At 55.4% G+C, this 11,137-nt stretch carries 11 protein-coding genes; all 11 read left to right on the top strand.

Going from position 1 to position 11,137, the window contains the following annotated elements; all coding sequences use genetic code 11:
* The first annotated feature begins 1,220 nt into the window (after positions 1–1,220).
* The 11 genes from CSC74_RS11950 (at position 1,221) to CSC74_RS11900 (ending at position 11,127) form a co-directional block, all read left to right on the top strand.
* On the top strand, positions 1,221–1,505 hold the full coding sequence (locus CSC74_RS11950; RefSeq protein ID WP_162314674.1) for a hypothetical protein: 285 nt from the start codon (positions 1,221–1,223) through the stop codon (positions 1,503–1,505).
* A gap of 122 nt (positions 1,506–1,627) precedes the next feature.
* Positions 1,628–2,029: a GFA family protein gene (locus CSC74_RS11945; RefSeq protein ID WP_162314673.1), complete on the top strand. Its 402-nt coding sequence runs from the start codon at positions 1,628–1,630 to the stop codon at positions 2,027–2,029.
* 133 nt (positions 2,030–2,162) lie between these two features.
* Positions 2,163–2,552: a VOC family protein gene (locus tag CSC74_RS11940; RefSeq protein WP_162314672.1), complete on the top strand. Its 390-nt coding sequence runs from the start codon at positions 2,163–2,165 to the stop codon at positions 2,550–2,552.
* A gap of 1,013 nt (positions 2,553–3,565) precedes the next feature.
* On the top strand, positions 3,566–3,979 hold the full coding sequence (locus CSC74_RS11935; RefSeq protein ID WP_162314671.1) for a hypothetical protein: 414 nt from the start codon (positions 3,566–3,568) through the stop codon (positions 3,977–3,979).
* Between the two features lie 132 nt (positions 3,980–4,111).
* Complete coding sequence (locus CSC74_RS11930) at positions 4,112–4,351, top strand: hypothetical protein (protein ID WP_162314670.1); 240 nt, start codon at positions 4,112–4,114, stop codon at positions 4,349–4,351.
* Positions 4,352–4,853: 502 nt separating this feature from the next.
* On the top strand, positions 4,854–5,210 hold the full coding sequence (locus CSC74_RS11925) for a hypothetical protein (RefSeq protein ID WP_162314669.1): 357 nt from the start codon (positions 4,854–4,856) through the stop codon (positions 5,208–5,210).
* A gap of 482 nt (positions 5,211–5,692) precedes the next feature.
* Positions 5,693–6,166 carry a hypothetical protein gene (locus CSC74_RS11920; protein WP_162314668.1) on the top strand — a complete coding sequence of 158 codons (474 nt, stop codon included), beginning with the start codon at positions 5,693–5,695 and terminating at the stop codon, positions 6,164–6,166.
* A gap of 839 nt (positions 6,167–7,005) precedes the next feature.
* Positions 7,006–7,386 carry a hypothetical protein gene (locus tag CSC74_RS11915; protein WP_162314667.1) on the top strand — a complete coding sequence of 127 codons (381 nt, stop codon included), beginning with the start codon at positions 7,006–7,008 and terminating at the stop codon, positions 7,384–7,386.
* Between the two features lie 483 nt (positions 7,387–7,869).
* A complete protein-coding gene (locus CSC74_RS11910) occupies positions 7,870–8,331 on the top strand; it encodes a hypothetical protein (RefSeq protein ID WP_162314666.1) in 462 nt (153 codons plus the stop codon).
* Positions 8,332–9,223: 892 nt separating this feature from the next.
* Positions 9,224–9,637, top strand: a complete 414-nt coding sequence (locus CSC74_RS11905) for a hypothetical protein (protein WP_162314665.1) — start codon at positions 9,224–9,226, stop codon at positions 9,635–9,637.
* A 1,028-nt stretch (positions 9,638–10,665) separates the two neighbouring features.
* Complete coding sequence (locus CSC74_RS11900) at positions 10,666–11,127, top strand: DUF4262 domain-containing protein (RefSeq protein WP_162314664.1); 462 nt, start codon at positions 10,666–10,668, stop codon at positions 11,125–11,127.
* The last annotated feature ends 10 nt before the right edge of the window (positions 11,128–11,137 follow it).

Here is an 11,137-nt window from a genome sequence, read left to right as displayed (position 1 = left end):
TCAGGCGTTAGGCGGCAATGCAATCAATATTGCGGTAGTTCTTCCTTCGGCCAATCCGCCGCAGCGTTTAGGGTCGCCTCCGGATAGTGTTCAACTTTCACGCGATCGGTTTGCTCGCCGATGACGACTGACGCAACAGGCTGCTTCACATGGCTTGGGCTTCGGCCGCTCCTCGGCTCGTGGGTTCTTGCCAAAGCCCTGGTCATAAAGGCTGGTAGTATTTCGGCGGCAGTGGTTCTCGGTAGATTGGGCGATAGGCGCTCCGGCCATCCCGGGCATTGCTGCCTAACAAGTCATTCAAGCCGAACCCGCATCTTGGCTTCGTTCAAGGCAGTCGTAGCAAGTTGTGGTTTCGGTTCCCGATCTGCATGGTGCGGTTCGGCTTAATTCCGGCGTTATGCGGTAATGCAATCAATATTGCTGTAGTTCTTCCTTCGGTTAATCCGCCGCAGCGTCCAGGGTCGGCTCCGGACAGCACTCTCTGACTTTCTCGCGATCGGGTCGTTCGTCGCTTCGATGTCGGTTGATAGATTTGGGTACTCCAATTGGCCTTGGCTTCGGCGGTTCCTCGACTCATGAGTTCTTGCCAAAGCGCTGGTCATAAAGGCTGGTAGTATTTCGGCGGGGTGGTGGTTCTCGGGGCGGGGCGACAGCTACACCGACTAATCCGGGCATTACCACATAACAAATCATTCAAGCCGAACCCGCATCGTTGGCGCCGCGATCTGACGCACTGCGGTTTAGCGGGCCGGCTTAATTCTGACGTTAGAGCGCTTATGAACAAATCGGCGGCTTTGACAACAGCTCTACTTCTTATCGCTATCGGCGGAGGCTATTGGCTGTTTCAGCGGGCATCCCGAGAAGAACCAGCACAGTCTTGGGTAATGGGACGCGACACTGTACAAACCATTCGCCTGTACGCATCTGGCAACTTCGCTGGATCCAGTTGGTGCGACATCTGCCCGCCTGACCAACAAAGTGGCACATGGTCGGAGACGCCTTCGGCAATCATCTTGCATACCAGCTCGGGTCAATCTGTCACCTTCAATCGGATTCAGTTCCGCGGGTGCAGCGCACTGGTTCGTGCGGATGCGCCACCACCCAGGTTTCCAACACAGGTATTCTTTCCGGAGGGCGACCGCTGTGGGGACGCGCTCTAACAATTCATTCAAGCCGAACCCGCTTCGCGGGTCGGCTTAATTCAGGCGTTAGGCGCTGTCATGCCAAAAGTAGCAATGCCAATTTGGGCTCTGATCGCTCTCCCAACAATCTGGGCTGTTTCGCTCACTTGCGCCATTGTCTTCAAATCAAATCCAACCGTCGTTCAAATTTCCCTATTAACCAGCTTCTTTTCCACCGCGGCCGCATTCGTAATAGTTCCAGTTTCAACCTATGCGCTAATTGCCAATCCTGACTTGCGTAGCTTCCAGCAGATCGCTGGTACTACGCTTTGCGCTCTTCCCGTCTTACTAATCCTTGCGTCATTCTTTTTTGGTGGCATTTGACTATAGGTGCTTGCGCTCTATCGCAGGCGCCTAACAATTCATTCAAGCCGACGCCGCTTCGCGGCGCGGCTTAATTCAGGCGTTAGGCGCCGCGAGAGTACTTCGCACCGGAAAGGAGAAATATGGAGCATCAACACCTTGGCTCTTGCCTATGCGGCGCGGCGACTTTCAAGGTTGAGGGCGTGTTTGACCGCTTCTTCCTCTGTCACTGTACCCATTGCCGTAAAGACACTGGATCAGCTCACGCAGCAAATTTATTCTCGTCGACGGCCAAGTTCGAATGGCTTTCCGGCCAGGACAAGGTCCAGACGTACCACCTTCCGCAAACCCGTCACGTCCGTTGCTTCTGCTCGGCTTGTGGCTCCGCAATGCCACATGTCACTAATGAGTTCCTTGTCGTCCCTGCTGGCTGTCTTGACACGGAACTCGCCTTGACTCCAGACGCTCATATTTTCGTTGCCAGCCGAGCGGCTTGGGACGCAAATCTAGCTAGCATTCCCGTGTTTGATGCGTTTCCCTCATAGCGGCACCTAACAATTCGTTCAAGCCGAACCCGCATCGGGGCGGCGCCTGACTGCACGTCTTCGGCTATATTGCATCCAGTCGCCGCCCCGATGCGGGTCGGCTTAACTCAGGCGTTAGGCCGCAGGAGAGACCATGAGGCGCACTTGGACAATCATTGGTGTTGCCGATGTTGCTCGCAGCTTCAGCTGGTATCAGTCGCTGTTCGGTCAACCCGACACGGGCCCTGCTCATAGCTACTTCGGGCAGATCCTGGATGGAGACGGGACGGTTCTCCTCTGCCTTCACCAGTGGGGCTCACACGATCATCCAACGCTAACCAGTCCCGAACATTCTCAGCCTGGTAACGGGCTTCTGTTGTTCTTCCGCGTAGATGACTTTGACGAGACGCTCGTCCGTGCGCGAGCCCTCGCCAATAAGTTAGAGGAGGAGCCTAATATCAATTCCAACACGGGTACTATGGAGTTTGCACTCCGCGACCCTGATGGGTACTACGTTATGGTCAGCGCCGTTGCTGCGGCCTAACAATTCGTTCAAGCCGAACCCGCATCGGGGCACCGCCTGGGTGCTTTTCCGCTACGCTAGCACCCAGTCGCCACCCCGCTGCGGGTCGGCTTAACTCAGGCGTTAGGCCCCTTGTTCAGAAGAATCGCAAGCTTGATAGATCGCAAACCGGCCCGGCTCGCACTCGTTGCAGTCTGGGTTGGCTGCGCGCTTCTACTTGGACCTTTTGTGGTTGTCCTGCTAGTTGTGGGATTCCGTGAGCCAAGACTTCTTGCGCTTGGCGTCGGAGGTGCTGCAGGGCTGCTTGGCGCCTTCTTTCGCATCGGCGCCGGGCCACGCTTTTTCCTCCTGACCAAGTGGGAGCGCGGCGGAGTAGCGATTTGCATTGCCGGCGGGATTGCAGCCGCATTCTTTGCGACGTTCGCTTTGCCAGGAAATATCTATTGGGCCACGCTCATTCCACCAGTTGGACTAATCGGCCTGCTTCTTCTGGCCGGATCGATCAAGGGTCCCGCGCCGGGGCCTAACAATTCATTCAAGCCGAACCCGCTTCGCGGGTCGGCTTAATTCAGGCGTTAGCCATACATGATGCATCTAGGCAGATTCTGGTTCAAAAACGACGAGGTCGTGCTTCTATCGGGCTCTCCGAGAGAGGTCGAGGCGCTTGCCTCAACTCTTGAGGAGACACGGAAGCGCGGTGATTCTGCCTTTGTTGTAAGCGATCTCGCTCTTGTATCTGTAAAGCACCCTGCGCACTTGATTGCTGTGCAAACTTCCACTGCAGCCGCCCTGGCTGAGGGTGAGTTTCATTGGCCCAGCCTTGGTGGTACTGACCACATTGGCACCATCAACAAGCTCCGAGATATTGCGCAGCGCGAGAGTGAGGATTCCTTTCCGCTTCTACGCACTCCGGCAAGCCTGCTCGTGGCTTGTCACAGTCACTACAATGACCAGTGGTGGTCGGTGTATGGCTAACAATTCATTCAAGCCGAACCCGCTTCGCGGGTCGGCTTAATTCAGGCGTTAGGCCGCAAATGCAAGATCGCACCATTTCCATCAAGATCCTACTCGCGGAGACGTTTCGCCTCCTGCTGCAATTCCTGGTACTTGTTGCTTTGGTGGGCGTCGCCTGCCTTATCTTGTATCTCTGGCTCGGCACCCCAAAGCTGTTAGCCGTTGTTTTTGCGTCGTTCTTCGCACTGTTCTTCTTCTCAGCGCCTCTTGCATCTTCTGCCGTTCGGTTAAAGCGCGGGCTTCGGCTATTCACGCGAGCTGGCGGCAAAACGTTGTTGTTCTCGTTTGTCTGGGGGTCTATTGTCGTGGCCATGTTCATTGCAACACTACAGCTTTGGCAGGGCATGGAGGCAACGCTTCTCAACTACGTTGCAGCAACGGCAGTGGCCGGCATTTTTTGCGCTGCTATGGCCGCGATTCCTTCCGGTCGCTAGTCGGTTTGCGGCCTAACAATTCGTTCAAGCCGAACCCGCATCGTGGCGGCGCCCGCGTGCCTACGCTACGCTAGCGCGCAGTCGCCGCCCCGCTACGGGTCGGCTTAACTCAGGCGTTAGGCATCTAGAAGCATGACCGACCAAAAAGATAACTTCTCCAACTGGTGCAAGTTCCTATTTGGCGGATTCCTTCTGGGATCTGGTGCGGACGCGCTTTATCAGTTCATTGTTTCTGGCCAATCCACCTTTGGCCCTTCGTCGCGTTTTCCGTTTGGACTGGGCGGAGAGTCTGCCGCGGTGATCTACGTCATTTACGTTGTTGGCGGTGCATTGCTTTGTTTTTCTGGCGCAAAGGGTTTGATCGCAAAGTGATCGGCACGATGCCTAACAATTCATTCAAGCCGAACCCGCATCTCGGCTTCGTTCAAATGCCCGGTTTGAGATGTATTCTCTGGTCACAACCGATCCGTTGCGGGTCGGCTTAATTCAGGCGTTATGCGGTAATGCGATCAATATTGTTGTAATTCTTCCTTCGGCTAGTCCGCCGCAGTTTTTAGCGCCGGCTCCGGATAGCGCTCCCTGATCTTCTCGCGCCCGGGTTGCTTGTCGCCTCGAGTTCGGCGGATTGATCTTAGTGTTCCATTTGGCTTTGGCTTCGGCCGTTCTTCGGCTCATGGGTTCTTGCCAAAGCGCTGGTCATAAAGACTGTTAGTATTTCGGCGGGGTGGTGGTTCTCGGGGTTTTGGCAGGTACGCCGACTATTCCGGGCATTACTGCATAACAAATCATTCAAGCCGAACCCGCATCGTTAGCGCCGCGATCTGACGCACTGCGGTTTTGCGGGTCGGCTTAATTCTGACGTTAGGCCCGCATCATGCAAAGTCGCGATTCCAATAAAGCACTAAGCATCGCGTCTCTGGCAGCACTGGCCGCTGCCTTGGCGCTGTCGGTTCCGTTTGTTGAGCGACTCATCGCTGCTATCTGGCAGTGGTACAAATTTGCTGGCTATTCGGACGCAGGCTATATCACGCTCAGCCTCAAAACCGGCCTGCTCTTCTCCGGTTTGCTAGCGGCCACCTTTGGGTCCGCCCTGTGGTTCAATCAACTTGCCAAACGCCGCGCTGCACCGCGCGCCAGGAGCTTGTCTTTTCTGGCCATGTGGATTGCGGCGGCCGTTCTGGCGGCGTACTGGCTCTTGGGCATGAGTGGCTTCAATGTCTGGCGGGCCTAACAATTCATTCAAGCCGAACCCGCTTCGCGGGTCGGCTTAATTCAGGCGTTAGGCGTGCTATGACACTATTTATCAGCTCGCTGCTAATTATGGTTTGTTCTTCCATCATCGCTGGCGTGCTCAGCTATCGGCTCAAGCTAAGCCAGCCAGACTTGCATCAATCTCTGCAAATAAATCCTTGGCAGCGAGCACCTCAATTTTGGGTCTATCACCTTTTGGCACCATCAAAATTCCGTAATCTAGGTCGCATCGACAAGCTCTTAACCGCAGTTTCAATCGTTCTGCTATCTGCAGGACTCATTACTTTGGTGGCGTGTGTTCTGGATTTCGCTAGGCATGGCAACATCTAGAGCGCACGCCTAACAATTCGTTCAAGCCGAACCCGCATCGGGGCGGCGCCTGACTGCACGCCTTCGGCTATATTTGCATCCAGTCGCCGCCCCGCTGCGGGTCGGCTTAACTCAGGCGTTAGGCGTCAGCACATGACTACCTCGCAAACTGTTGATTGGCATCTGTTGTGTCACGCATATGGTGAGGCTGGCGATATCCCGTCTCTGCTCAAAAAGATCGAGAGTTTTCCCGCTGAGACCGATTGGCAGGCGGAGCCATGGTTCTCGCTCTGGAGCTCCCTCTATCACCAAGGCGATATCTATTCGGCATCTATTGCGGCCGTACCTCAGATCGTCTCTGTGCTGTCCCAAGCGCCGAGCAAGGCCACCCTCGGCTTTTATTTACTGCCCACTTTGATCGCCATCGCTGACAATGCCAATCCAACTGACGTGCATGCTGGGATGCGGGACAGCTTCAATAGGGCGGTCGCAACTCTCGGAGCCATTGCTGCATCAGAACTTCCTTCCATCGTCGATGAGCATGTAGCAACCGCGGCACAAGCCGCCGTTTTAGCCTCTCATGGCGACTACCGACAAGCAGGCGAGTTACTTGAGGCAGACGCCTAACAATTCGTTCAAGCCGAACCCGCATCGGGGCACCGCCTGGGTGCTTATCCGCTACGCTAGCACCCAGTCGCCGCCCCGCTGCGGGTCGGCTTAACTCAGGCGTTATGCGGTAATGCAATCAGCATTGCGGTAATTCTTCCTTCGGTCACAGCGCCGCATCGTCCAGGGTCGCCTCCGGACAATTGTTTCCAACTTTATTGCACCCATCCGTTTGTCGCTTCGATGTCGGCGGATTGATCTGGGTGCTGCGATTGGCTTTGGCTTCGGTCGTTCTTCGGCTGATGGGTTCTTGCCAAAGCTCTGGTCATAAAGACTGTTAGTATTTCGGCGGGGCGGTGGTTCCCGGTTGCCTTGGCTGGTTTCCAATCCTTCTGGGCATCTACCGCATAACAAGTCATTCAAGCCGAACCCGCTTCGCGGGTCGGCTTAACTCAGGCGTTAGGCGGCAATGCAATCAATATTGCGGTAGTTCTTCCTTCGGCCAATCCGCCGCAGCGTTTAGGGTCGCCTCCGGATAGTGTTCAACTTTCACGCGATCGGTTTGCTCGCCGATGACGACTGACGCAACAGGCTGCTTCACATGGCTTGGGCTTCGGCCGCTCCTCGGCTCGTGGGTTCTTGCCAAAGCCCTGGTCATAAAGGCTGGTAGTATTTTGGCGGCAGTGGTTCTCGGTAGATTGGGCGATAGGCGCTCCGGCCATCCCGGGCATTGCTGCCTAACAAGTCATTCAAGCCGAACCCGCATCTTGGCTTCGTTCAAGGCAGTCGTAGCAAGTTGTGGTTTCGGTTCCCGATCTGCATGGTGCGGTTCGGCTTAATTCCGGCGTTAGGCGGCAATCATGACTACAGAACCCGGTGCTGGCTGGTGGCTCTACTTCTGGATTCTCGCCCTTAGCAATGTAGTGTCGATTTTTTTGGATCCACCGGACCTTGCGGACTGGATACTCCTAATCTTCAGCGGGATCGCACTAGCGGGGTTATGGGGCTATCTGCGCAACCAGGCCATAGGCAACCGTCTATTCTGGGCCGCCTTCTTTGGCGTCAGCGTTCTCGTCACGGCCTACTGTCTCGTTAGGCCATTCTTCCTTAATCCTGAGTTTCGTGGCCTTGTTCTTGGCGCTGCGCTGATCGGGCTGGCCCTTAGTGCGCCCTTACTCTTGGCGCTGTGGCGTTACGCATTCCGCAGCTCAAACCTCTGGGACAGCTCGCGTGCCGCCTAACAATTCATTCAAGCCGAACCCGCATCAGGGCGGCGCCTGAGTGCACGCCTTCGGCTATATTCGCACCCAGTCGCCGCCCTGCTGCGGGTCGGCTTAATTCATGCGTTATGCGGTAATGCAATCAGCATTTCCGCAGTTCTTCCTTCGGTTAATCCGCCGCACCGTCCAGGGTGTCCTCCGGACAACTGTTTCCAATTTTATTGCGCCCACTCGTCCGCCGCTTCGATATAGGCGGATTGATGTGGGTGCTTCGATTAGCGTTGGCTTCGGCCATTCTTCGGTTCATGGGTTCTTGCCAAAGCCCCGGTCATAAAGGCTGTTAGTATTTCGGCGGGGCGGTGGTTCCCGGTGGCGTTGGCAGGTTTCCAACTCTTCTGGGCATCTACCGCATAACAAGTCATTCAAGCCGAACCCGCATCGTTAGCGCAGCGATCTGAAGCACTACGATTGGCGGGTCGGCTTAATTCCGGCGTTAGGCCCCAAATGACACATTGCAGCGCGTTCAGCCCAGACGCAGCACTTGTTGCAACCGCTGACCTATTGGCACAGGAGCTGGCGGAAGTTCGCCCGCTGGGCGTTGCACGCTTTGAACGGCGCTATGAGTATCAGCCGTTGATCGGCGGCTGCGCCAACTTCATCGGCTACGGTTCGGATGGTCTGACTAGCTTAGAGATCTCGTACCTGTCCCCAACTGATCCGCGAGCAGTCGATGCGTTGTCATGCATCATCGCTCGTGGAGAAAAGCGGATCTATGTCTCGGACTACTTGGCGCATGTAGGGCACGATCGAGCGTTCCTAAGCAACTTCCCGCCTCGTCCGCCTGACGAGTTCGTACGGTCGGCTATCGGCACTCTCGCAACGCTCGGCAGGTTCCACGATCTTTCCGCCGCATTAGCAGGCGCTGACGTTGTTAAAATCCCTTTCGACTATGAAGGCTACCGGTAGTTGGGGCCTAACAATTCGTTCAAGCCGAAACCGCATCGGGGCGGCGAATGGCTGCACGCCTTCGGCTATATTTGCATCCATTCGCCGCCCCGCTACGGTTCGGCTTAACTCAGGCGTTAGGCCCCAATGACAATTGACCCGAACAAGTCTGACCCTTGGCCCGACCCACCAATTCCGGATTTAGACGGTGATGGGTTCATGCGCCCGCCGTGGGCGAAGTATCCAAATTTGCGACATGGCTCTATGGGCTGGCGCATGGGCCAGGGCGAGGCATACCGTGATGACTTCAACATCTGGTGGTCACGCCAACCAAGGCTTATACGTTTGGCAGTCAGGACAAATTATCCTGAGCCGGAAGAATGGGCTGGTTTCTGGCGGTCCCAGTTTGGGGCCTAACAAGTTCGTTCAACCCGAACCCGCTTCGTTCCACCAACAACATGGCAGATAAAGCTTGCCATGTTGTTGGCTCCACTACGCAGGTCGGGTTAACTCAGGCGTTAGGCGGCACAAGAAGAGTATGGCGACCAACAAGATCAGTTACAGAGAGATGTTCTCTACTCTTCTTCTGAGGATGGCCCCGGCTCTAGTCTTGATTACTCTTGCGTATCGGGCAGCTCGTCGTGATATTCCCGCAATCGCTGAAATGTCGGCTCATTTCACTGACTACGTGTTCTTGCTTCTAATTTTTTTAGCCGTCTATCTGACCGCTGGAAAGCTAATTATCCGGCTGTTACGGGACGGAAAATCTGGATCGGAAGGTTCCGATGGTGCCGCCTAACAATTCGTTCAAGCCGAACCCACATCGGGGCGGCGCCTAACTGCACGCCTTCGGCTATATTTGCATCCAGTCGCCGCCCCGCTGCGGGTCGGCTTAACTCAGGCGTTAGCGCCCATGAGCAAGCGTTACTGGTTATTTGGGGTTTTAGTAGCAGCGGGAGTCGGCGGATTCCTCTGGTACAACTCAGCTTATGGCTGGCACTCGGTCGCTGATCCCACAGATGAGTTTGGGCTAGAGTTCCGCTACCTGGGCTGCAACGACTGGCCGGAGAACCGGCCATATGAGACCGCCATCCAAAGCTCCGTGGCGGACTCGAGCATCACCTATCGCGTCGGTGATCCAGCAGGCTGCGGTTACTCGGTGAGACAACCAAAGTACAAGCTAGTCGGTGACACTCTGAGCCTTTCCTACAACTTGTACACCCCGAGTGGTGATGTCGCGGCCTGCATCTGTGAGTACAAGTCAGAGTTCCGCTTTCGCACAAACCCCGAGGCGTCTCATGTTGTCTTTGACCACTCTGGTGGCTAGTCGGCATGGGCGCTAACAATTCGTTCAAGCCGAACCCGCATCGGGGCATCGCCTGGGTGCTTTTCCGCTACGCTAGCACCCAGTCGCCACCCCGCTACGGGTCGGCTTAACTCAGGCGTTAGGCCCCATGTCACACACTGTCGCAAACCAAATTAAATCGGCAAAAAAAATACATGAATCCACGCGGCCTGCTCTCTAGCGATTTGCGCCTTCGATGGTCCACTACAACGGACAGCCTTGAGGTAATGCATCCGGACGCAGAGCTATTTCCTGATCCGCTGGTGCAGATCCGCTCGGCCACGCTCGCTGGCATGTCGTTTGACCAAGCATCAAAGTTCATCGGCGAGACCGTTGTGCTACTGGTCCCAGAGCTACGCGACAGATACGTTGATCCTTTATCGGGTGAGCGCATAGATGCCGCTGGGGCCTAACAATTCGTTCAAGCCGAACCCGCATCGGGGCGTCGCCTAGGTGCTTTTCCGCTACGCTAGCACCCAGTCGCCGCCCCGCTACGGGTCGGCTTAACTCAGGCGTTAGGTGTTGCTCATGCCCATTGTTGCCATCTGCTGGAATATAGTTTTCGTTCTTGCCGTTTGGGAGACGGTAGGGAAAGCTAGGCAGATTGGCCTCAGTAGAATTCGCTTTCTTACGACCAGCACTAAGGCGGCATGCGTTCTTATGCTAGTTGGATTAATAATCGGCATTGGAATGCTAGTTGTTGCTTACCATTCGATTGCCGCAGGTAATGTGCATGAATTCTGCAGGCGATGCTTTTCCAACGACAACTTCTCGTACGCATCGAGGCCGTTCTCTTATTTGATTACAGTTGCCGCGATTTTCGAGGTTTCCCTTGTAGGGTTCTTTGTTGTATTGCTCGCCTACAACTCTTTGAGATTCATCCGAGGCAACACCTAACAATTCGTTCAAGCCGAACCCGCATCGTGGCGTCGACTGGGTGCTTTTCCGCTACGCTAGCACCCAGTCGCCACCCCGCTGCGGGTCGGCTTAACTCAGGCGTTAGGGCCCACATGAAGCCTGCTGAGCAACGGATACTTGATGACATTGAGCAATTTGGATGCCATGTCACATCTGTGTTTGATCCCGATCAGGTAGATCCGTCATTCTCGTACTCCATCGGCCTTACAAGGACCCTTGGCGTTCCGGAGGTCATTGTTGTTGGGGTTCGCCCCGAGTTGGGCCACTCGCTCGTCAATCTCTACATGGATCGCTCGCGCAGCGGTGAGTCTTTCTTGCCTGGCATTCCCTACCTAGGCTTCCTTAGCGGCTTCCCGGTGTACTTCCGATCGGTATTGGAGACTCACCGCAGTAGCTACATGCTTTCCGCAACATGGCTTTACGGCAACACTGACTATCAAGCACTTCAAATCGTTTATCCAACTACTGACGGGGTCTGGCCGTGGGATCTAGCCTCCTCAGATTCGTTTCGTAACAATCAGCCGCTGCTCGACGGGGTCGCAAGTGGGCCCTAACAATTCGTTC

Source organism: Pseudoxanthomonas yeongjuensis (assembly GCF_010093345.1).
Lineage (GTDB): Bacteria > Pseudomonadota > Gammaproteobacteria > Xanthomonadales > Xanthomonadaceae > Pseudoxanthomonas_A > Pseudoxanthomonas_A yeongjuensis.
Note: the sequence above shows the minus strand (reverse complement) of the source record. Positions and strands in the feature narration are given on the sequence as shown.

What these genes read in the sequence shown, in the direction of transcription:
- CSC74_RS11950 (WP_162314674.1), top strand. Translation starts at nt 1,221, where the DNA reads ATGCCAAAAGTAGCAATGCCAATTTGGGCTCTGATCGCTCTCCCAACA.
- CSC74_RS11925 (WP_162314669.1), top strand. Translation starts at nt 4,854, where the DNA reads ATGCAAAGTCGCGATTCCAATAAAGCACTAAGCATCGCGTCTCTGGCA.
- CSC74_RS11915 (WP_162314667.1), top strand. Translation starts at nt 7,006, where the DNA reads ATGACTACAGAACCCGGTGCTGGCTGGTGGCTCTACTTCTGGATTCTC.
- CSC74_RS11920 (WP_162314668.1), top strand. Translation starts at nt 5,693, where the DNA reads ATGACTACCTCGCAAACTGTTGATTGGCATCTGTTGTGTCACGCATAT.
- CSC74_RS11935 (WP_162314671.1), top strand. Translation starts at nt 3,566, where the DNA reads ATGCAAGATCGCACCATTTCCATCAAGATCCTACTCGCGGAGACGTTT.
- CSC74_RS11945 (WP_162314673.1), top strand. Translation starts at nt 1,628, where the DNA reads ATGGAGCATCAACACCTTGGCTCTTGCCTATGCGGCGCGGCGACTTTC.
- CSC74_RS11905 (WP_162314665.1), top strand. Translation starts at nt 9,224, where the DNA reads ATGAGCAAGCGTTACTGGTTATTTGGGGTTTTAGTAGCAGCGGGAGTC.
- CSC74_RS11910 (WP_162314666.1), top strand. Translation starts at nt 7,870, where the DNA reads ATGACACATTGCAGCGCGTTCAGCCCAGACGCAGCACTTGTTGCAACC.
- CSC74_RS11940 (WP_162314672.1), top strand. Translation starts at nt 2,163, where the DNA reads ATGAGGCGCACTTGGACAATCATTGGTGTTGCCGATGTTGCTCGCAGC.
- CSC74_RS11930 (WP_162314670.1), top strand. Translation starts at nt 4,112, where the DNA reads ATGACCGACCAAAAAGATAACTTCTCCAACTGGTGCAAGTTCCTATTT.
- CSC74_RS11900 (WP_162314664.1), top strand. Translation starts at nt 10,666, where the DNA reads ATGAAGCCTGCTGAGCAACGGATACTTGATGACATTGAGCAATTTGGA.